The sequence below is a fragment of the Pedobacter paludis genome (genome assembly GCF_003173575.1).
Taxonomy (GTDB): Bacteria; Bacteroidota; Bacteroidia; order Sphingobacteriales; family Sphingobacteriaceae; genus Pedobacter; species Pedobacter paludis.
Window position 1 is genome coordinate 1 of the sequence record NZ_QGNY01000009.1, and the last position, 22,061, is coordinate 22,061.

The 22,061-nt window shown below is 36.1% G+C and carries 22 protein-coding genes; 14 read left to right on the forward strand and 8 right to left on the reverse strand.

The annotated features are described in order from the left end of the window. Positions 1 to 102: 102 nt before the first annotated feature. From DF947_RS19965 to DF947_RS19990, 6 genes are all read left to right on the forward strand, one after another. Positions 103 to 480, forward strand: coding sequence for a Swt1 family HEPN domain-containing protein (locus DF947_RS19965; protein ID WP_158526303.1), 378 nt, complete (start codon positions 103 to 105; stop codon positions 478 to 480). Between the two features lie 147 nt (positions 481 to 627). Then, a complete protein-coding gene (locus DF947_RS19970) occupies positions 628 to 1,287 on the forward strand; it encodes a hypothetical protein (protein ID WP_158526304.1) in 660 nt (219 codons plus the stop codon). Positions 1,288 to 1,444: 157 nt separating this feature from the next. Continuing rightward, positions 1,445 to 2,188, forward strand: coding sequence for a hypothetical protein (locus DF947_RS19975; RefSeq protein WP_109932299.1), 744 nt, complete (start codon positions 1,445 to 1,447; stop codon positions 2,186 to 2,188). Between the two features lie 128 nt (positions 2,189 to 2,316). After that, complete coding sequence (locus DF947_RS19980) at positions 2,317 to 3,201, forward strand: retroviral-like aspartic protease family protein (protein WP_109932301.1); 885 nt, start codon at positions 2,317 to 2,319, stop codon at positions 3,199 to 3,201. Positions 3,202 to 3,269: 68 nt separating this feature from the next. Beyond that, complete coding sequence (arr, locus tag DF947_RS19985) at positions 3,270 to 3,692, forward strand: NAD(+)--rifampin ADP-ribosyltransferase (RefSeq protein WP_109932303.1); 423 nt, start codon at positions 3,270 to 3,272, stop codon at positions 3,690 to 3,692. A gap of 27 nt (positions 3,693 to 3,719) precedes the next feature. Next, complete coding sequence (locus tag DF947_RS19990; RefSeq protein WP_109932305.1) at positions 3,720 to 4,235, forward strand: GNAT family N-acetyltransferase; 516 nt, start codon at positions 3,720 to 3,722, stop codon at positions 4,233 to 4,235. A 961-nt stretch (positions 4,236 to 5,196) separates the two neighbouring features. Here the strand turns inward: DF947_RS19990 and DF947_RS19995 are convergent. Further along, a complete protein-coding gene (locus tag DF947_RS19995) occupies positions 5,197 to 7,707 on the reverse strand; it encodes a S9 family peptidase (protein WP_109932307.1) in 2,511 nt (836 codons plus the stop codon). 174 nt (positions 7,708 to 7,881) lie between these two features. Here DF947_RS19995 and DF947_RS20000 point away from each other — a divergent pair, with 174 nt between their 5' ends. Genes DF947_RS20000 through DF947_RS20010 form a run of 3 tightly spaced genes read left to right on the forward strand, consistent with a single transcriptional unit; the run spans position 7,882 to position 10,874 of the window. Next, positions 7,882 to 8,760 carry a polysaccharide deacetylase family protein gene (locus DF947_RS20000; RefSeq protein ID WP_109932309.1) on the forward strand — a complete coding sequence of 293 codons (879 nt, stop codon included), beginning with the start codon at positions 7,882 to 7,884 and terminating at the stop codon, positions 8,758 to 8,760. A gap of 48 nt (positions 8,761 to 8,808) precedes the next feature. Beyond that, the gene (locus DF947_RS20005) at positions 8,809 to 9,672 is read left to right on the forward strand and encodes a polysaccharide deacetylase family protein (RefSeq protein WP_109932311.1); all 864 of its coding nucleotides are present in this window, start codon (positions 8,809 to 8,811) and stop codon (positions 9,670 to 9,672) included. 38 nt (positions 9,673 to 9,710) lie between these two features. Then, positions 9,711 to 10,874, forward strand: coding sequence for an RsiV family protein (locus tag DF947_RS20010; protein ID WP_109932313.1), 1,164 nt, complete (start codon positions 9,711 to 9,713; stop codon positions 10,872 to 10,874). 47 nt (positions 10,875 to 10,921) lie between these two features. Here DF947_RS20010 and DF947_RS20015 read toward each other — a convergent pair whose 3' ends face one another. From DF947_RS20015 to DF947_RS20030, 4 genes are all read right to left on the reverse strand, one after another. Continuing rightward, a complete protein-coding gene (locus DF947_RS20015; protein ID WP_109932315.1) occupies positions 10,922 to 11,374 on the reverse strand; it encodes a 3-oxoacyl-ACP synthase in 453 nt (150 codons plus the stop codon). 33 nt (positions 11,375 to 11,407) lie between these two features. Then, entirely contained in the window at positions 11,408 to 11,752 is a 345-nt protein-coding gene (locus DF947_RS20020) for a DUF1801 domain-containing protein (protein ID WP_109932317.1), read from the reverse strand. 158 nt (positions 11,753 to 11,910) lie between these two features. Then, positions 11,911 to 12,486, reverse strand: a complete 576-nt coding sequence (locus tag DF947_RS20025) for a nitroreductase family protein (RefSeq protein ID WP_109932319.1) — start codon at positions 12,484 to 12,486, stop codon at positions 11,911 to 11,913. A gap of 85 nt (positions 12,487 to 12,571) precedes the next feature. Beyond that, on the reverse strand, positions 12,572 to 13,120 hold the full coding sequence (locus DF947_RS20030) for a hypothetical protein (protein WP_109932321.1): 549 nt from the start codon (positions 13,118 to 13,120) through the stop codon (positions 12,572 to 12,574). Between the two features lie 401 nt (positions 13,121 to 13,521). On the opposite strand from DF947_RS20030, the gene DF947_RS20040 reads away from it, so the two are divergent. The 4 genes from DF947_RS20040 (at position 13,522) to DF947_RS20055 (ending at position 18,005) form a co-directional block, all read left to right on the forward strand. Then, positions 13,522 to 15,144, forward strand: coding sequence for an ABC-F family ATP-binding cassette domain-containing protein (locus DF947_RS20040; protein WP_109932325.1), 1,623 nt, complete (start codon positions 13,522 to 13,524; stop codon positions 15,142 to 15,144). A gap of 158 nt (positions 15,145 to 15,302) precedes the next feature. Then, a complete protein-coding gene (locus DF947_RS20045; RefSeq protein ID WP_109932327.1) occupies positions 15,303 to 16,001 on the forward strand; it encodes a DUF4397 domain-containing protein in 699 nt (232 codons plus the stop codon). Between the two features lie 137 nt (positions 16,002 to 16,138). Beyond that, positions 16,139 to 16,723 (forward strand): RNA polymerase sigma factor, encoded by a 585-nt coding sequence (locus DF947_RS20050; RefSeq protein ID WP_109932329.1) that lies wholly within the window; start codon positions 16,139 to 16,141, stop codon positions 16,721 to 16,723. Then, positions 16,716 to 18,005 (forward strand): hypothetical protein, encoded by a 1,290-nt coding sequence (locus DF947_RS20055; RefSeq protein WP_146202953.1) that lies wholly within the window; start codon positions 16,716 to 16,718, stop codon positions 18,003 to 18,005. The genes DF947_RS20050 and DF947_RS20055 overlap by 8 nt, the downstream gene beginning before the upstream one ends. On the opposite strand, the gene DF947_RS20060 is transcribed toward DF947_RS20055, so the two are convergent. Further along, positions 18,002 to 18,592, reverse strand: coding sequence for a peroxiredoxin-like family protein (locus DF947_RS20060; protein WP_109932333.1), 591 nt, complete (start codon positions 18,590 to 18,592; stop codon positions 18,002 to 18,004). The genes DF947_RS20055 and DF947_RS20060 overlap by 4 nt on opposite strands. A 163-nt stretch (positions 18,593 to 18,755) precedes the next feature. On the opposite strand from DF947_RS20060, the gene DF947_RS20065 reads away from it, so the two are divergent. Continuing rightward, positions 18,756 to 19,385, forward strand: coding sequence for a Uma2 family endonuclease (locus DF947_RS20065; RefSeq protein WP_109932335.1), 630 nt, complete (start codon positions 18,756 to 18,758; stop codon positions 19,383 to 19,385). Between the two features lie 69 nt (positions 19,386 to 19,454). Here DF947_RS20065 and DF947_RS20070 read toward each other — a convergent pair whose 3' ends face one another. Both DF947_RS20070 and DF947_RS20075 read right to left on the reverse strand, forming a co-directional pair. Further along, a complete protein-coding gene (locus DF947_RS20070; RefSeq protein ID WP_109932337.1) occupies positions 19,455 to 19,961 on the reverse strand; it encodes an FKBP-type peptidyl-prolyl cis-trans isomerase in 507 nt (168 codons plus the stop codon). 10 nt (positions 19,962 to 19,971) lie between these two features. Continuing rightward, positions 19,972 to 21,993: a thioredoxin domain-containing protein gene (locus DF947_RS20075; protein WP_109932339.1), complete on the reverse strand. Its 2,022-nt coding sequence runs from the start codon at positions 21,991 to 21,993 to the stop codon at positions 19,972 to 19,974. Positions 21,994 to 22,061 lie beyond the last annotated feature (68 nt).

Consider the following 22,061-nt stretch of genomic DNA (forward strand, 5'->3'; position numbering starts at 1 on the left):
ACTGTAAAATTGGGGAGAGAAGATTATATTTGACCTCCTTTAAGCTACTTGAATCAAACCCCAGAGGCAAAAAGTCGGCTGCACACTTTGGAATAAAACCGAGTGGATACTATTGCTGAAATCCCCAGCTTAGTTGTTCAATTAATGTTTGAAACATTTGGAGAAACCTGGTGGGATAAAGTAAAAGAGGACATAAGAAAAAATGTTGAGGCTAATATTAAAAGAGAAGAGGAATCTGGTTTTACAATTCGTTCGGAAGAAAAAATAGACTATACAACCTTCGGTGAGTTAAGTCAGATAGTTACAGGTAATTGGGAAGCCTTTGAAACTCTTTTTACAAGAGGACAGAGAGCATTTCAAAAAATTATGACAAATCTTAATCAATTAAGAGGACCAATAGCTCATTGTTGCCCACTTGCTGAAGATGAAATTGTGAGATTAGAACTGACAGTAAAGGATTGGTTTAGAATAATGGAATAAAAACTACCCTCGCTGGCGCACGCGTGTCGCGTGTGCATTTACAAATCGGCTTAATAATTTATAAATTAACTCTTCATTCACAAGCCAAAGGCGTGCCCTATCTAATGGAGCAAAATGTTAGAAGTAACACAACCGAAAACAAACCCAATGATTAAAAAACTTCTACCCATTCTATTTATTATATTGACATCTGGTTGCGACAACAGCATTGATAGGTCATTAATTAAGAATAAACAGAAGCTAAATTCGCCAAATAAGGAATTTACTTTATATCGATACTTTATAAAAAGTTCAATGGCTTTCGGGTCGGGATTTACAGTTATTCAAATTGTTCCTTTTAACAAAAATTGCGACTATTCCACCCAAGACTTCTTAAAATTCGGAAATAACTTTCCATTTTGGATAAAATGGAAAGATAGAAATACAATTTCAGTTAAATGTTTGGTTCAAGGCGTAGGACTTCAAAAAACTCAACCCTTTAAAAGAGAAGTAAAACAATGGAAAGACTGGACTATTGAAATAGAATATTTTTCAATGTATTCATCTGGTTTAGGGGGCGAATATAACTGTACTAAATATTCAGTAGATAGAAATGAAATAGCTTTAAAAACAAACAAGAAACTATTGAAATTTAAAATTGATGAATTCCAGATTTCTATGGACGCCACTAGCATTGATATAAATCATTTCAAAACCGACTACTTTAATTCCAAATATGGATTATCATTTACTTTTTATAATATAACCGGTGACTTTAACGAAAATGATTTTATCAAACAACAAGCTTTTATAAAAATACCCGATTAAAAATACTACTGCCAACAACGAGTTTAAGATACGCTCCTCTCGCTGGCGCACGCGTGTCGCATGCGCATTTAAACATTGATTCTAATAATAATATTTATTCATAAATTTATGTCATAAACGCCACTGGCGTGTGCTAACCAAAGCAACCATTATACGTATGACATTTTACGAAAGATATATCAACGGACAAACAGAACAGGTTTACCAAGACATTTACGCTTTAGGACAAGATGCATTTTTGCCAACCAACTTGCCAGACATTGAAAAGGTATTGACAGAAACTTTTCAAAGGGTTGCTTATAATCTTGACATCATTTATTCTGAACTAAAAAAAATCAATTACCTTTTTAATACAGAATGCGAATATGATTTTCAACGGCCGTTAGTAAAACCTTCGGAAAACACAGCACAATTGTTGGTCAAGTTGGAAAATGTTGTTAAACCTTTTGGGTTTATTCCGCTTTCTCTGAAAATGTTTTATAAAATTGTTGGTGCATGTAATTTTGGTTGGGATTACGACACCAATGAAGAATACCTTTGGCAATATGCTGATCCGATTCAAATTTTCAGCCTTAGCGATGTTCTTTCGGAAGTGGAAGACGAAAACTTTTTAAGTTACATGCAAGAATCTTTTGAGGAGGAGGGTTTTGCTTCGCTAGAGTTGTCTGCAGACTATTTTCATAAAGACAATACAAGTGGTGGACCCGCATATGCATTGAAAATAACCGATAAACCAAGTGTAGATGGGGAATTTCTAAATGAAGAACATAAAACCACTTTTATTAATTACCTTAGAATTTGTTTTGACAATTGCGGTTTTTCAAGGATCACTAATCCCGAAAACAATAATGATTATCAAACATTCTTCGATAAAGTAAAACCACAGCTTAGGCCAATATAACAGTCCTCGCTGCCGAAAGTGAAGCTTATCCATTTATACATATAGCTTATAATTTTTACCTTACTATAATTCATAAACCACTCTGCTTTCTGCGCAAGCGATAACGATACATTTTAAGCCATTCAACCATGAAACCTACCCTATTCCTTTCGTTTTTACTGCTTTCTTTAAATATTTTTGCACAGAAAACAATTTTAAGCGATACTATTCCCTTAATATTCAATGATCAGAATACGTTTTTTGTAAAGGCGGTTTTTGATAAAACAGATACGCTGAACCTAAACTTCGATACGGGAACAACCGAATTGGTACTTATAAATGATGTTTTAAAAAACAAACTGAAATCTGCACCTCAACTTTATACTACCCTTTACAATTTACAGATTGGCAGCACAAGCTATAAAACCAAAGTTTACGATGCACAATTAACGGTCCATGGAAGCGATGGAAGGTTTGGCTGGGATCTTTTTAAGGATAAGGTTGTAGAGCTCAACTTTGATAAAAAAATGATGATTGTTCATGCTGCGTTGCCCAATGAGGTAGCTTCGGATGATAAATTCGCAAAACTTAAAATAGAATTTTTTAAAGATCTTTTCTTTATTGAAAGTGAAATTAAACAAAGCGGTATAGTAAATAAAAACCTTTTTCTGTTTGATACTGGTTACCAGAGAACTGCGATGTTGAGCAGCGATTTATTAAAAGCGGGCAAGTTTCCTGTGAAAAATATGGAAGTTATTAAAAAGGTAATCATGCACGGTGCTCTGGGAAATGAAATCCCTGTAATTACTTCGAACTTAAAAACATTAAAGATTGGGAAGTACAGCCTAAGGAATGTTCCTGTGCAGATAACAAATGCAAATAAGCCCTTAAAAGATCTGGACGTCCACATTTTAGGCAACGAGGTTTTGAAAAGATTTAACGTATTTCTTGATTTCCAAACCAACTTTGTCTACTTAAAACCAAATACTTTATTTAAGGATAAGTATATGGAAGAAAAGAAAAACGGCATATAACTTCTAACCCCATTAAACATAATTTGGTATGATTGGTGCGAGAAAAATCGCTTATAAAAACTTAATCAATGGATAATTCAATCGAAAACAACACAGTTACAGAACCTTTTTATCATGGTACCAAGGCCGATTTAAAACCTGGAGATTTAATTGCACCTGGTTTTAATTCGAATTATGGACAGAGAAATAAGGCCAAGTATATTTATTTAACCGCTACGTTGGAGGCCGCAACCTGGGGTGCCGAACTTGCCTTTGGAGAAAGTGTTGGAAGAATTTATATTGTAGAGCCTACAGGCGCTTATGAGGATGATCCCAATTTAACGGATAAAAAATTCCCCGGAAACCCAACAAAGTCTTATCGTTCTTTATATCCGCTTCGGGTAATCGGTGAGGTAAGCGATTGGCAGGGACATTCGGAAGAGCAACTTAAGGTAATGAAAGATCATCTTGAAAAGCTTAAACAACAGGGAATTGAAGCCATAGAGGATTAAAGATTGTTTCTGTAAAGAAATTATAAAATGCAAAATATTGAAATAACTCCAGTGACCCTAAGTGATATTGAAAAGTTACAAGGCATTGCAGAACAAACTTTCTCGGTTACTTTTTCAAACGAAAATTCGGAGGAAAACCTAGCGGATTATTTAGGCAAAGCTTTTTCTTTGGAGAAACTGACTTCGGAACTTAATAATGAAAACTCAGCCTTTTACTTCGCAATATTTGAGCACAAGATTATCGGTTACCTAAAAATAAACTTTGGTGCTGCGCAAACCGAGCCACAGGATAATGCGATGGAAATTGAAAGAGTGTATGTGCTAAAAGCATTTCATGGAAAAAAGGTTGCTCAACAGCTTTTTAATAAGGCCATACAAATTGCAAAACAGGCGAATGCAGAATATGTATGGTTAGGGGTTTGGGAAGAAAACCCAAGGGCGATAAGTTTTTATACAAAAAACGGTTTTGTTGAATTTGATAGGCACTCTTTTACAATTGGCAATGATGTGCAACAGGATCTTATGATGAAATTGGTTTTATAACGTAATGATTATTTATAAACCTCTCCCTTGCTCCTAATATCCTTATTTTAAGGAAATCGCTGTCAGTCTGAGCTTGTCGAAGACCACTTTAAAATCGAAAATAAAAAACATCCGTCTGTTCGACAACTCCTAAGAGTTTAGGCGATCGCTGTTCTCGGCGCATCGTCATTCCCAGCTTGACTGGGAATCGTAATGCGTATAGCTTGCTTACTATTGCTTTAAGTTTCCCGACTGCGCGGGAAAGACGGCAAGGTGTAAAATAGTACAAAAACCTCCCCCTTGCTCCTAATACCATTATTTTAAGGGAATCGCTATCAGTCTGAGCTTTTCGAAGACCACTTTATAATCGAAAATAAAAAACATCCGTCTGCTCGACAACTCCTAAGAGTTTAGGCGATCGCTGTTCTCGGCGCTTCGTCATTCCCAGCTTAACTGGGAATCGTAATGCGTTTAGCTTGCTTACCATTGCATTAAGATTCCCGCCTGCGCGGGAAAGACGGCAAGGTGTAAAATAGTATAAAAACCTCCCCCTTGCTCCTAATACCATTATTTTAAGGGAATCGCTATCAGTCTGAGCTTTTCGAAGACCACTTTATAATCGAAAATAAAAAACATCCGTCTGCTCGACAACTCCTAAGAGTTTAGGCGATCGCTGTTCTCGGCGCTTCATCATTCCCAGCTTGACTGGGAATCGTAATGCGTTTAGCTTGCTTACTAATTGCTTTAAGATTCCCGCCTGCGCGGGAAAGACGGCAAGGTGAAAAATAGTACAAAAACCTCCCCGCCCCCTCCAGAAGGGGATACGAAATGCCTAAAACCTGCAAAATTGATTCAAGATTTAATTCTAGCCTAGAAGATTGCCACAGCTAATGAAAAATTAACTTCGCAATGACGAACTAGTTATTAAAACAAAAATGGCCCGCATCATGCAGGCCATTTTTTTTTAGATCGTGATCTTAAACTATTGTTTTCCGTTCTGTTCTATATCGCGGTCCATTTCTACCAAATCGACTTCGCTTGGATCGGAAAAGTCGCCGATTAAGTATTTGTTAAAATGATCGGCCAGTTTCCAGAAAGCGTATTCGGTTAAATCACCGTAGGCATGGCGCTGACCTGGAACGATAAGCATATCGAATCTTTTGCCGGCCTTGATCAGCGCATTGGCAACACGGATGGTATTGGCTGGATGCACGTTGTTATCTACATCGCCCGTCATTAATAACAAATGACCCTTCAGGTTTTTGGCCAAATCTGGATTTTTCTCGATGTTATATTTAAAGGTTGTATCGCCTTTGGCCGAAATAATTTCCTTAACGCCGTGGTGTTTTTCGCTCCACCAACGGTTGTAAATGCTGTTGTCGTGGTTACCAGAATTGCTTACCGCAGCCTTGAAGAAATCTGGATAAACAAGCATTGCAGCGGTAGACATAAAACCTCCACCAGAGTGGCCTGTAATACCTACTTTTTGATCATCGATAAACGGGTATTTTGCAGCAAGCTGTTCTATAGCCGTTTTCTTATCGGCTAAGCCATAATCGCGTAAATTGCCGTAACCAAAGGTATGGTACCATTTAGAACGGGAAGGATTGCCTCCACGGTTTCCTACCGTTATAACGATGTAGCCAAATTGCGCTAAACGCTCGGTACGATCCATACTTTTACTAAAAGCTTTGTTTACCGCTTCGGTTTGTGGCCCAGGATATACATACTCGATAATGGGATATTTCTTATTCGGATCAAAATCAAAAGGCTTATACATTACTCCGTATAAATCGGTAATGCCATCGTCTGCTTTTACTTTGAAAGGCTCAGGGAATTTATAACCTGCATTCATAAGTAAGGAAAGATCAGTAGTTTCCAAATCCATTACCTTTAATCCGGCTTTGTTGTAAAGGGTAGATTTTGGAGCTGTATTTACTCGCGAATAATTATCAACAAAGAAAGTATTGTTATCGTTCATGCTTGATGAATGGTCGAAATCGCCAGCATTGAGCAATTTCATGTTCGAACCATCGAAGTTAATGCTGTACAAGTGAAGGTAATATGGATCTTCTTTGCCTTCTCTTCCATTTGCCGTAAAATACAACACCCGATTTTTCTCATCAATATTTACAATACTTTCGCAGTGAAACGATCCTTTGGTAATCTGGTTTTTAAGTTTCCCGTTCGCATCGAAAAGATAAAAATGTGCCCAACCATCGCGTTCGCTCCAATGAATCAATTCATTACCATCGTTAACCAAACCTGGCCTATTTACCTCTACGTAGGTATTAAAACGTTCATCAATTAATGGTTTAACGGCATTTGTATTGATGTCTACCGTACAAATATCAATGCGTTTTAAATCTCTGCTGGTTCGCGAAAAGTAGAATCTGTTGTCGTTACCCAACCAAACCGAAGGGCGGAATTCGTTATCGCGATCTTTGGCCAAGCTTGGTTTACTCCAAACCGAAATGCTTTGATCTTTAAAGGCAGATACATTCAATTTTTTGAAGGTTTTTGCAGGAAAATCGAAAAGTAAAACTTCATCCTGTGGGGCTTCTGCTTCGCCCGGCATTTGATATTTATAGGTTTCTAATGTTGGGCGACCCGGGGTAACGCTGTTGATAACCCAAAGGTCTTTAACTTTACGCGAATCGGTACGATCTAGTACAAAATATTTAGCATTTGGCGACCACAATACGTAAGCGCCTCTCCTTTTTTTATTGTTTTTTTCATTCTCCACATTATTTTCTCCATCGCCATCACTTCCGTAAGAGTAGAATTTTACTCCATCTTTGGTAAGCTGATGCTCTACAATGGTGCTGTCATCTTCGTTTTTAACGGCTTTCAGGTAATTGCTTTTATCCATCCAATACAAATTGTAATTGCGGGAGAAGATAATTGCCGAAGAATCTGGCGCTACCGAACCCCATGTTGGCTTAGGTTTTGGCTTACTGAAATTAGGCACCTCGGTTAGTTTGGCCGTTGCCAGTTCATATTTAAAGGAATAGATTTTTTTCTGCATAGAATCGGCAGCTTTTTTATCTTTCCTGTCTTTCTTCAATTCATCTATAGAACTTTTTATCTCGAAAGAAATACTTTTTTCATCTGGAGAAAACTTTAGGTTTTCTAAGGGAAGATGTTCTGCATCAAAAGGATCGCGAACAATTAGGGTAATATCTGCCGCAATCCTGGCATTATCGAACATCAGTTTTTTGCTTTTGGCCACCGGATCTACCAGATACCAGAATTTACCTTTTGGGCTTTCGAAGTTATACCAAAACCGATTGCTCATTTTTAACCAATGTGGATCTACAGCAGTAGAATACACCATCTTCTTTAATTTATTTGGAGAAAACCTGGATGCCAGCTGATAATTGGCCTTTGGCGCCGACTGAATATTTTCTGTTAAGGTAAAGGTTTTGGTCTGCGCTAGAGCTGTAATGGATAACAACTCGGCGCAACATAATAGTTTGTAAAACTTCTTCATTAATCTGCGATTTGAGCCTGCTAAAATATTTAATTAAAGATGATTAAGCCCCTAAAAATTGTAATAAAAGCGATAGTTTGAATCAATTTATCAAAGATTAAATAATTATCAACAGATTTTTATTTAGTGAATAATTATTAACGGATTTTATAGTTTTGTAACAAATACATTTATATGAAATTTAAATTTTTGAGCATAATTTCAGCAGGATTAATTTTATTTGCCAGCTGCCAATCCAAATCGCAAACCGAAACCGGCACCAGTAAAGATTCTACTGAGGCTACAGCTAAAACAACAGAAAATACAGCGACTCCGGTTGATATATCTAAAATTAAAGTTGCTGATGCAAAAACCATCTTATCCAGAAAACAGGTGCCAATTTTATGCTATCACCAAGTAAGAAACTGGAAACCAACCGATGGCAAGGTGGGCAAGGATTATATTGTTGAGATTCAGAATTTTAAAGATCAGATGAAAATGTTGGCCGATAGCGGTTACCACACCATTTTGCCGAACCAACTGTATGCCTATTTAAACACTGGTGCTCAATTACCGAGTAAGCCCATCATGCTAACTTTTGATGATACCGACATGGATCAGTTCACAGTTGTTAGGCCAACTTTAGATAAACTGGGCTACAAGGCTGTTTATTTCATTATGACAGTTTCTATCGGAAGAAAGGGAAAGTTTGTAGATTACATGACCAAGGAACAGATTAAACAACTTTCTGATGAAGGAAACGTAATCGGAAGCCATACTTACGATCATAAAAACTTTAAAAAATATGCAGGCAAAGACTGGGAAGAGCAATTGGATAAACCAACCAAAAAGCTTGAAGAAATAACAGGCAAAAAAATGACGGAGTTTGCTTATCCATTTGGTTTATGGAATGCTGAGGGTATTCCGGAATTGAAAAAACGTGGTTTCTTAATGGCTTATCAATTGTCAACCAAACGTGATGAGAAAGACCCATTATTTACCATCCGCAGAATTATTGCCAGTGGTTACTGGAGCCCAAAAACATTGAGCAATAGCATTAAAAACAGCTTTTAAAATAAATTACAACCGCAGGCTTAAAGTCTGCGGTTTATTCTCCTTAATATGAAACGACTTGTATATTTTGCCGTTATCATCCCCCTACTTTTAACATCCTGTCATTCCAAATCTGCCCAAGAGAAAGTCGCTTCTGTACAAAATACTAACGCAAAAGAAGAGAAAGATTCTATCTATACTAAACCAGCAGATAGCAAAACCATATTAAGTAGAAAGGAAGTTCCTGTTTTATGCTACCACCAGATTCGAAATAATTTAGCTAGTGACAGCAAAAGAGCGCACGATGATATTATTGCGCCCGATAAATTCAAGGAACACATCAAAATGCTTGCAGATAGCGGTTACCATACCATCCAGCCTGATGATCTTTACAACTATTTGGTATACGGAGCCAAGCTACCTACAAAACCCATCATGATCACTTTTGATGATACTGATCTGGATCAGTTTACTACGGGTGCATCAACCTTAAAGAAATATGGTTTTAAAGGCGTTTATTTTATCATGACGGTATCTATAGGCAAAAAAGGTAGAATTGGCTATATGAGTGCAGAGCAGATTAAGCAGTTATCTGATGAGGGTAATACAATCGCCAGCCATACTTACGATCATAAAAACTTTGCTCAGTTTAGAGATGAAGATTGGATAACCCAAGTTGATGAACCCACTAAAAAACTCGAAAAAATAACTGGGAAAAAGGTAGAATATTTTGCGTTTCCTTATGGCGTTTACAAAGCATCTACCCTGCATAAATTAAAAGAACATGGCTTTAAGGCCGCCTTTATTTTATCGACCAAAAGGGATGATCAATTTCCACTTTACACCATTAGAAGAATTATAGATCCCGGAAGATATACAGCAAGGAATCTGTACTACAGCATCAACAAAAGCTTTAATAAACCAAAACAATAAGCGCCTAAATTTATTTAATAAGTATACAATAGCCAGCCATGAAAAAACTTATTTTATATAGTGCCTTCGGATTTTTAGCTCTAACAGCCTGTAATCGCAATAAAAGTGAGAACACCACCTCAGCAACACTCGATAGTACCAAAACTGTAACAGCAGATTTGCCAGAGAATTTTTATAAGCGACTGGAGGGTGATGTAGCCGGCAAGCATGTTGTTATGAACTTAAAAAAAACCGGAAGTGATTATTCTGGAAATTATTATTATAACGGCTCATGGCTAAATTTATCTATAGATACACTTATTGGAAAAGATAGCATTGTTTTGAACGAAAATAACTTTTCTGAATATTATTTCGATGAAAATGCAAAATCAAATACGTTAGCGCTTAAGTGGACTGGCAATGGTTTTAAAGGCAAATGGACTAGCGGTAAAAAAGATAAAACATTTGATATTGACTTGACTGAAAAATACCCCGCAGGTAGTTATGCTTTTTCAATCTCTACGTATGCAGATTCTGTTAAGGCTTTTCCGAATAAGGCAAAATCGCCCCAGGCAGATATCAGTTTTAATGGCTTAACAGCTACGGGAAAATCAACAGCTGACACTTGGTTAAACCAAGAACTTAAAAAACTGATGGGATTAAAGGCTAATCAAAATGATTGGAATACAGGATATAAAAATTTGGCAACAGCATACTTTGCAGATTACAAAAACTCAGTTTTAGATTACGCAAAAGATGGAGGTGCAAATGATGCATTTTTAAACTACAACAATCACAGTAATCAAAGTATTGTTTACAACGATAAAGATTTTGTAATTGTAGAGCAGATGGATGACGATTATAGTGGCGGTGCGCATGGAAATTATGCAAGTATTTTTCACTGCTTAGATACCAAAACCCAAAAGAAACTTATACTTAGTGATGTTGTTAAAGTAGATACTGTAATTTTAGGAAAGCTTTTAGAAAAGAATCTTCGTAAACAGTATAATGTTAAACCAGAACAGCAATTAACCACTGTTCTTTTTGATGATTATATAAAGCCCAACAATAACTTTTATTTTAACGATAACGGACTGGCTTTTTTGTATAACCCATACGAAGTGGCGAGCTATGCACAAGGACAAATAATAGTTTACATTCCATTTGCCGAACTAAAACCTTATTTGGTTCCTGCATTTGCAACAAGAATTGGGCTAAAGTAAGGGGATTCTTTTTATGTTTCGTGGAGACACGAACCATGGCGATTAGGTTACAGTATTTCTCTAATTAAATATTTCTTGCTATTAAAATTCAATTCTTCCTTAACTTTTTTACCGATAAATAGTTTCCCTATTGGCGATGCTTGGGAAACAGCAAAAAATGTCTTTCCATCGTATTTAAGTTCACCCGCACTAATGCTGATGTAAAAATTCCCTTCTGTAGTTAAAACCAAACTTCCGTTTTTAACCATTTTGCTAGGTTCTACATGCTCAATTTGCTGTAAGGCTATTTTCTGCTGACCAGCTTCATACAGAAGCTTACCATTACGATCCATCTCTTGTTGCATCATTTCTCGGGTGGTTTCGTATTTATCTCCAGCACTGCTTTTTGTATCATCATTTGATGCCTGCCTTGCCTGTTGCAAAGAATATTCAATATTCTCTATCCTATTTTCGATAAAGGTTAAGCACAGCTGATATAATGAGGATTTAAGAGTAGACATGTATGATGAAGAAAAATTTTAATGGTTAGGAATTTAATTACGCAATGCAAAGGCTTGATTCAAAATGGATTCGATTTTATCTTTTGGAATATCTTCGAGATGATCAACGAGTAAAATTTTCATTCTGGCTCTTTTTTCTTGCAACAAATCTTCGTCATCTATTTTGTTTCCATCTACCAAACCGATATATGGCTGAAGCAGTTTTTTGTGAATCCAAAGATAACAGAACATTTTTCCTTTAAAATAATAAAAAGGCATTCCATATTTCCAGTGCTCGGTTACATCAGCATAAGCCAACAAAACCGATCTTAAATGTTGCAGACAGCTTTTTATCGGTTCATCTTTTTGCTCGAAATAATTATCCAAAGGGTTAAGCATCGTTTAAGTGAAATATGATATGAAACCTCAAAATTCTAAGCAAAATCATCCTTTTCGAACAATTTGAGAAATCTTTGCAAATTGGTTAATGGGTTGCTTATTCACATGTCTCTCGTTTCATTGCGCTACAGTCGAGATGACGATAACAATGTAACCCACTATTCCTCAATCCACCTCACTTTTTCTTCTATCGAAGTACGGTTTGGTTCCCAGGGTTTTTCGTTGTGATAGCCCATATAAAATAAGCCAATACATTTTTCATTTGCGCTAAGATTTAAAAAATCTCCAAGATCATTAATTAAAGGAGGCGAACTCCAATAAGCACCTACTTTTAAACTTTCTGCCGTTAAAGCCATATTCTGAACAGCACAGGAAACCGCAGCCAATTCTTCCCATTCAGGAACTTTACCGCTTAACTGCATATTAATGGCAATAATACAATCGGCCTGATTTGTCTTTTCTGCAAAACTATCGTACTTTTTCTGCAAGAATTGTTGTGGCGTAACTAAAGATTTATATAATCTGCCGAGTTCTTCTCCGAGCCTTGCCAAACCCGTCTTCCTAATAACCACGAAGCGCCAAGGCTGGGTTAACTTATGTGTAGGGGCATAATTTGCAGTTTCTAAAATCTGATTGATTACTTCAACAGGGATTTCTTTCTTTATATAACTGGCAGGAAAAATACTGCGTCGTTCTTTTATAATTTTAACTAGGTTTTCGTAAGCTGTACTCATGTGGTAAAGATAAGGCAAAAGGTTTAAGGTATAGGGCTTAGGAAGCAACTAATAGAACATTTGACGTTTTAATGTCTTGAAAATATCAAATCTTTAATTGCTTTCTGATTTGCTTAACCTTTGCAAAGAAGGCTATACTTTCTTTATCAACGAGAAAGTTCATAGTCTGAATGAGTTCTTCAATAATCCAATTGTGCTTTGCAGATAAATTGGCCAGGATATTTAAGCAATGAGATTTTACAGCAACTGGAATTTTTTCGTCGATTAGCCAAGCAAATACCACATCGACTATTTTTTCTGTATTGTATTCCGTCAATGTTTTTTGTATCTCTGCAGATGCCTTTTTATTGGTCATAAAGGCAAGAATTTTAACAAAATGCCTTAAAGCAGATGTATTATTTTGCAAGGGAAATTTTTCTAAAAAATAAGCTGTGTATGGCAAAAATCTTTCTTGGTGATTAGAGTAAACATTCTCCAAAATCCACGCTGCCCTAAATCCGATTTGTACATCTTTATAAAAACTTAAATCGATTAGATCTTTTACAGAAAAAGTTTGATCAGATGCAATAGATGCCAGTTTCTCCACTTTATTTTTGCTGAGGGTTGTTTTTATGTTATCGATTAAGGATTGCATGAATCAAAAATAGCTTTTTTATGCATCTGCTGAAGCAGAAGGCAATGAAATGCGCAAGCACTAAGCTACATACATATTTTTTTTCAGAACATTTGGTTTATTGCTACTCATTGCCGTTGGTTTCAACCAACGGAAAATTAAAAAATTGCAAAAGGGCTTTAGCCAAACCAAAGCGTATTCTTTTTGCTAAAAGCACAGCTCATTATTAAATAAACCCAATTAAACGAATGCTGATTTTTATTCGGCAGTAGCGAAAGTCCCAAAGAGATGCCTTAGGCATGGGGCTGGATTTGCGATGAAACGCTAACGCTCATTTCCAAATAATTATGCTCAAACCATTTCAGTTCTGCCTTTTTACCCTCAACCTTTTTCCCTATCTTTGCGGCTTATTTATTTACAGCATGATTTCAGTTTCTAATTTATCATTACGATACGGCAAACGCACTTTATTTGAAGATGTTAACCTAAAATTTAACCAGGGCAATTGCTATGGTGTAATTGGTGCCAATGGCGCAGGTAAGTCTACTTTTCTTAAAATTTTATCGGGAGAAGTAAGCCAAACTTCTGGAAGTGTTGCTTTTACACCGGGCGAACGTATGGCGGTTTTAAAGCAAAACCATTACGAATTTGATGAATTTACGGTACTAGAAACCGTAATGATGGGACATAAAGAACTTTATGCCATCATGAAAGAGAAAGATGCCATCTACATGAAAGAAGATTTTACTGAAAAAGACGGCGAACGCGCTGGCGAATTGGAAAATATCTTTGCAGAAAAAGATGGTTGGAACATGGAAAGCAACGCGGCTACAATGTTGAGCAACTTAGGCATTACCGAAGAAAATCATTATAAATTACTAAAAGAACTCGATAACACTCAAAAAGTACGTGTATTGCTGGCACAGGCATTATTTGGCAACCCAGATATCTTGCTTTTGGATGAGCCTACCAACGATTTGGACATTGAAACCATTGCCTGGTTAGAAAATTTCTTAGCTGATTATCAAAGCATTGTATTGGTTGTATCTCACGATAGGCACTTTTTAGATGCCGTTTGCACACACATTGTTGATATCGATTTCAGCAAAATGAGTATTTACACCGGTAACTATACTTTCTGGTACGAATCTAGTCAACTGGCATTAAAACAACGTAGCGATCAGAATAAAAAAACGGAGGATAAAGTTAAAGAGCTACAGGAATTTATCCGTCGTTTTAGCGCAAATGCGTCTAAATCGAAACAGGCAACTTCTCGTAAGAAAGCTTTGGATAAAATTGATATTACAGAGATTAAAGCCTCGAGCAGAAAATACCCAGCCATTATATTTAACAATACTGGCCGAGAGGCGGGCGATCAGATATTACAAGTTGAGGGTCTGGGAAAATCTGGAAACGATGGTGTTTTATTTGACAAGGTTACCTTCATGGTAAATAAGGGAGATAAAATAGCGGTCTTATCTCAAAACAGTTTGGCTACCGCAGCATTTTACGATATTTTATCCGGTAGAGACACAGATCATAAAGGCGAATTTAAATGGGGCGTAACCATAAGCACAGCCGATATACCGAACGATAGTTCTGAATATTTTGCTGGCAAGGATGAAAACCTGGTTGATTGGTTACGTGAGTATTCTGGAACGGATGCTGATGAACAATTTGTACGCAGCTTTTTAGGCCGTATGCTGTTTTCGGGTGAGGAAGTTTTGAAAAACGTAAAAGTTCTTTCAGGAGGCGAAAAAATGCGTTGTATGTTTTCGAGAATGATGTTGCAACAGGCCAATTTATTGATGTTTGATGAGCCGACCAATCACTTGGATTTAGAATCAATTGAGGCGTTAAACAACGGAATGAAAGATTTTAAAGGCACAATTTTGTTTACCTCACGAGATCATCAGTTAACAGAAACAGTTGCAAATCGTATTATCGAAATTACACCTAAGGGAACCATTGATAAGTTAATGACTTACGATGAATACATTAATAGTGATGAAGTTGCAAAACTTCGTGAAAGTATGTATGCTTAAGTAAAAATTTTAAAGTTTTAAAAGCCACATGTTACCATGTGGCTTTTTTTATGAAAAAAATTCCTCTTGCTGTAGCGTTTTAATTAAGTTAATCGTTTTAGAAGAAAAAAGCGTTAATGGCCATTAACCAATTTTGTTTATAAAATTGATTTAACTACATGAAAACTAAAAACTACTTTGGTATCACCACTAAAATTGCACTCTCTCTCTTCGCTATAACTTTAACCCTATCTGCCTGTAAAAAAGATTTTAACGATGATCCTATCGAAGCAACGGGAATTGGATTTGTACATGCATCTCCAGGTACTGGTGCTTTAGATTTTATTTTGGATGGTCAAAAAATTAATAATTTTACTTACACAAAAGATTTAGGCTACTATGCGGCCTATCCGGGCACAAGGTTAATTGGCGTTGCAAAAAAAGATTCATTAAAATATCTAACAACAGCAACATCAGCATTAAAAGGTGGTGCCTTTTATTCTGTTTTTGTTGTAGATACCTTAAAATTGACTAAACTTTTGGTTGTTGAGGATGATTTGAAGGCACCTGAAACAGATAAAGCTAAAATCCGTTTTATTAATTTAAGTCCAGGTTCTCCGGCATTAGATTTAGCCATCCAAGGTACAGATGCACCACTTTTCACGGCAAAAGCGTTTAAAGAGTTTACAACATTTACATCTATTGCTCCATCAGATACATATACTTTCCAAGTGAAAAACACCGGTTCTACAACTGTAAGAGCAACATTGCCAGCTGTTAAGATTGAGAAGGGTAAAATTTATACCATTTGGGCAAAAGGGTTAAGCAGCACAACAGATAGCACCAAGTTTGGTTTATCGGTTATGACCAACAAATAAAATATCTACCTATGAAAATTTACATCGTCCCTATTAATTCAAATGGCGGACGATGTTATTTTCTTTAATTTTGTAAAGAATTAATTGTTCGTAATTAATTGGAGCATTAATCTTAAATAACAAATATTCCTTTAGGGGTGATCAAAAAAATACTCAGTTTTGAGGAAATTTTAAAAGGCTGTGTAAAAAACGACAATAGCTGTAAGGAAATGATGTACAAATCATTTTATGGCTACCTAATGGGAATTATTTTAAGATATACAAAGAACATATCAGACAGTGAAGAGCTTGTAAATGATAGCTTTATAAAAATTTTTAAGGGTATATCTACATATAAATCGCCACAAAACACTGAAGAGCTTCAAAGATCTTTTAAAGGGTGGATTGCCCAGATTGCATCTCGTACTGCAATTGATAAATTAAGAAGTTCTAAGGCTCAATTTTATGTTGATGATCTTTCTGAAGAGGAACATCCCGCTTCTCCAGTTTCTATCGTTTCCGAACTTCACGTAAACGATATCATGAAATTATTAAATCATTTACCGGATACACAACGATTGGTATTTAATTTATATGAGGTTGAAGGTTTTAGTCACGATGAAATTTCGAAAATGTTAACCATTCCAGAAAGTTCTAGCCGGGTTTATTTAACAAGAGCAAAAAATAAATTACGCACACTTTATTTAAGTACCATGGTTCATTCATATGAAAAAAATGGATAAGGAAATTATTGAGCACATTGTAACGCAACTCCATACCCATGAGGAATTATATTCTGATGGTGCTTGGGAACGTTTTTCTGAGCCGAAGAAAAAGAAAAGGCGGGTAATTGCTTACTGGCCTTTATGGAGTGCCGTTGCCTTAATTTTAATCACCGCTGGTATATTTTTCGGCCTAAATAAGAACGGTTCAAAAATAGACTTAGTTGTAAATAAACCTGTTTTGAGCATAGAAAAACCTAGTTCTGAGAATAATACACCCATCCAAAAAGATAACCCCACAACCCAAAATACGAAGAATAGAACATTGACTGCTGTTTCTCCTACAGAAAGTGCGCTTAAAAATATTGAGCCTGAAAAAACTGAAAAATACAATGCCATCAAAAATGGCATTGCTGAAAAAGTAATTGATCATCAATTTACTTCCGTTTCAAATACTGATGGCATTTTTGAACAGAATAAAAATGATAATGTATTAGAGAATCATCTAACTGGTAATACTTTGATCAGTACAAACGGAAATAGAAATTTTAGCATTATAGTTGAGAAGAAAAAAACAACACCTAAAACTTCTTTTGAGGAACTTCTTGCGCATGATAGTAAGGCAAATGAATTAAATCCTGTGGCCAAAACGGCCAAAGATTCAAAATGGTCGCCTGGTGTTTATGTTGCACCTGCAATGGGGAACGATAATAAGGTTAATATGAATTATGGCTTTTCATTGGCTTACCATGTTGCCAATAAGTTATCTATTAGCTCAGGAATTTCCTATTCATCGCTTAGCTCTACAAGCAATCCATCATCAAACACATCAGCAATGATGGATAGTCAGGCTTCATCGCAAAGTTTATCTAGAGACAGCAAAAACCTAGAATCGGTTGACGCCCAGCTTCGTGGTATAAATATTCCCTTAGAGCTAAAATACAACATCAGCGATAAGTTTTACACCGGCATTGGGGTTTCGGCACTGGCCATTTTAAACAATAAACAGGAAAACAATTATGTTATCAACCAGGCGCAAAATACCACTGTAGTAAACCCAATGGGTTACTCTGAACAAAAAATGCTGCTTGTTACCGAAAGGGTTTCAGAACCGCAGCCAGAATCGGTAGTTGCGCCAGAAAAGTATTTAGGATTCTATAATTTTTCTTTGGGATATAAACAGAAGATATCACCAAAGAAAAACATAGCCATTGAACCGTTTTTAAGATTGCCAATGAAAACTTTCTCTAAAGAAAATTTAAACTTGACAAATGGCGGTTTAAGAATAAAGGTAGATTTTTAAAGTATGGCAAGAATTTGCTTAATCGAAGCTCTTTTCTTATAATCTGTATCGAACTGAACAAATTTTATTTTTCCATCTTTACCGATAATGTACGTAGCAGGCACTGGCAAAACGGCATCGGTAGCCCCATTATTTTTGGCAACATCAATTCCATAGGTTTTATATTTGGAGGCTAGGGTTTCTTCCATAACAAAATCTACCCTGTAATCTTTCATGATCTTGTATCCCCTATCCGAAACCAAAGAAAATGATGCCTTGGTTTTTTCTTTGGTTTTGCTAATGGATTCATTCGTTTCTGGAGTTACGCCTACTACATAAGCCCCTTTTGCATTTAAACTTTGCAAAGAGTCTTGCAAATCCTTAATGTGTTTATTGCAATACGGACACCATTGACCTCGGTAAAAAAACAATACTACAGCTTTATTTTGCTTGAGCAATTGCTTTAGATTGATGGATTTCCCCTCACTATCTTTTGCTATAAAATTAGGAGCTACATCTCCATTTTTTAAACCCGTTTGAGCCCTTACGGCTAAAGAAAGGACTAAAATAAAAATGGACAGGATAAATGTTCTTTTTAAATTTTTCATTTTTTAATGATTAGGTTTTATTTTTAGTGGCGTATGATCCATTAGCATTTCAAAGTATTATACTTGGCTTACCAAAGCTTCATTTTTCGAAACTCTGTATTTAAATCTAAGTTAGTTTTTATCTCCTATACTATTTGTTATATTTAATTGAAATTTGAGGTCAATGAAAAACGTTAATCCTTATCATATAGAAGAAGAATTACCGCCAATTACAACGGTTAACGAAGTTGATTTTTCAGGGACTTACAGTTACGCCGACTACATGCGCTTCGAATTTGAAGAACGTCTGGAAATTATAAAAGGCCATTTGTTTAGAATGAGTCCTGCACCTGCCAGACTTCATCAAAGAGTTGTAACCAATCTTTTTGGACCAATTTACAATACCTTAAAAGGAAAGCAGTGTCAAGTTTATACTGCGCCTTTTGATGTTCGTTTAGCTCAAAAAGATCAAAATGATAAAGAGATATTTACCGTAGTGCAGCCCGATATTGTTGTGGTTTGCGATAAAAATAAATTAGACAAACGGGGTTGCATTGGTGCTCCGGATATCGTTGTTGAGATTTTATCTCCAGGAAACAATAAAAAAGAGCTGATTAACAAATACGAGGTTTATGAAGAAGCCGGAGTAAAGGAATATTGGATTGTAAGCCCTACGGAAAAAACCTTTTTTAAATATATCCTTGATAATCAGGGAAAATTCCAGCCGAACAAACTTTTGACGATTGGCGAGGAAGTTACTTCTCCTATTTTGCCTGGCTTTATTTTAAATCTGGAAGAAGTTTTTGAAGACTAAAAAAGGAGCTTAATTTTCATCAAGCTCCTTTATATTTTGTTCAGTTTAAACTGAAATCGTTAGTAAAAACTAGTGACCTGAATGACCATCGGCACCATGTGCGTGACCGTGAGCCAATTCATCTTGAGTAGCTTCGCGAACATTTAAAATTGTTCCGCTAAACAATAAATTTTTACCAGCCATTGGATGATTTAGATCTACAGCCACGGTTTCGTCGTGAACTGCAGTAACACCAGCTCTAAATTGGTTTCCGTTGTTATCTTGTAATGGAATTACATCACCAACAGCAGGAACTTCACCGCCAGCTTCTGTAAACATCGATTTTGGTAAATCTGCAAATGCACCCGGATCTAATTCTCCATAACCATCTGCCGCAGACAATTCAAAACTGTATTCATCGCCGATTTTTAAACCCGTTAAATGCTCTTCGAATTTAGGCAACATCATGCCAACGCCATATAAAAATACTAGAGGATTTTGCTCATCAGCTTTCTCAACAAAAACTTGTTGTCCTTCTTCGTTAGTAGTATGCAATTCATAAGTTAATGCCACTACTGAGTTTGGTGAAATATTCATTTAAATTGTTTTATTGTAAATACTCTAATGCTTCCTCAACAGTTTTAACCGGCAACTGGCATACTTTATTTCGGCAAATATAAACTTTTGTTTCATTGCTTTGCTTACCTTTTAACAGAGGCAGGTTACTTTTTGTTCCACCTAATGTAATTTTATTTGGAATGTAATGATTACTTAACTCCAATTTAATTAGATCTATTTCTAAACCCGTTATTGCAATTTCATTTATCCCGTAAACTTCGTTTAATAATTGTATTGACCAATTTGAATATGCGGAACCATAATTCTGAATTTTAGATTGTACTGAAGCCAGCATTTCTGATGCCTTTTCCGTATAATGCTCTAAATCATAAAATAGTCCCAGTTTTTTTAAATTTTGTGCCATTACAGAATTTGAAGCGGGAATTACATTATCCATAATTTCATGCTTTCGGGCAATTAGTTCTTCGCCCTCGGCAGAGGTATAAAAAAACATTGGAGCATCTTCATCAATAAAATTAGTCAAAACATAATCTGCAAGGTCTTTTGCTTCTTTCAGCCAGTCTTCATTAAAATCGGATTCATATAATGCGATCAGTGCTTCAATCGTAAAAGCATAATCATCCAAAAAGCCGGTTATAGAGGCTTTTCCATTCTTGTAATTTCGATACAATCCTCCATTTTCAGTTTTAAGATTGCTTAAAATAAAACTGGCAGAAGCCGAAGCTTTTTCCAGGTAAACATTATGATTTAGCACCGATCCTGCATCTACCAATGCTTTAATCATCATGGCATTCCAAGCAGTTAAGCATTTATCATCTAGCCCTGGACGAATTCTTTTGCTCCTAACCTCCATTAATTTTGTTTTAGCAACCTTTACTTTATCAAAAAGGGTTTCTAAATTAATATTGTATTTGGAAATGAGATCATCATCGTTTAAGGTTTTTCTAAGGATATTTGTTTGCTCCTCCTCCCAATTCCCATCTTCTGTTACATTATAATATTCGCCAATTAAAGCTGAATCTTCACCTAAGATCTGGTCAAATTCGTTTTTATCCCAAACATAAAACTTACCTTCAATGCCTTCACTGTCTGCATCCAAAGCGGAGTAATACAGACCATTGGGAGAAGTCATTTCTTTAAATACCCAGTCGATAGTTTCTACAACCGTTTGTTTAAAAGAATCGAATTTAGTGCATTGGTAGGCTTCAGCGTAAAGACTAATCAACTGTGCATTATCATAAAGCATTTTTTCAAAATGTGGAACGTGCCATTTATCATCTACCGAGTAACGAGCAAAACCACCACCAATCTGATCATAAATTCCTCCTCTGCTCATTTCTTCCAAGGTTTGGCAAACTGGCGTGAAAACAGATTCATCATCTTTTAAAAATCCATACCTCAACAAAAAAACCCAATTGTTGGGCAACGGAAATTTTGGTGCACGGTTGTAGCCACCAAAACTGATATCGAAGTGGCGTTTCCAAGGTTCTACAATTTCTGATAAATGTTCAAGTGTATAGTCTTCTGTTTTAACTACGGGAATTATTTTTTCGCTATCGCGGATTCCGGAAGTCAACCTTTCTGCATATTGAATTGCTTTTTCCGGTTCATTAGCCCAAAGTTCGGCAACATTCTCTAAAATGTTAATCCAATCGTTTTTTCTAAAATAGGTTCCGCCGTAAATTGGTCTTTGATCTGGTAAGCAAATACAATTTAATGGCCAGCCACCACTTCCAGTCATTAATTGAATGGCATACATATAAATTTGATCGATGTCTGGACGTTCTTCTCGGTCTACCTTAATACAGATGTAATGTTTGTTCATTACTTCGGCCACCTCAAAATTTTCGAAACTTTCGCGTTCCATAACATGGCACCAATGACAGGCCGAATAACCAATACTAACCAATATCAGTTTGTTTTCTGCCTTGGCCTTCTCTAAAGCTTCTGTTCCCCATTCGTACCAGTTTACCGGATTGTGTGCATGTTGAAGCAAATATGGCGAAGAAGCTCTAATTAGATTATTAGGTTCTGAATGTGAATTTGACATGAATTTTCTATCTATAAAAATTGAAATCGTAAAGCTATAAATTATCTACAAAGCTGTTCGGTTTTAGT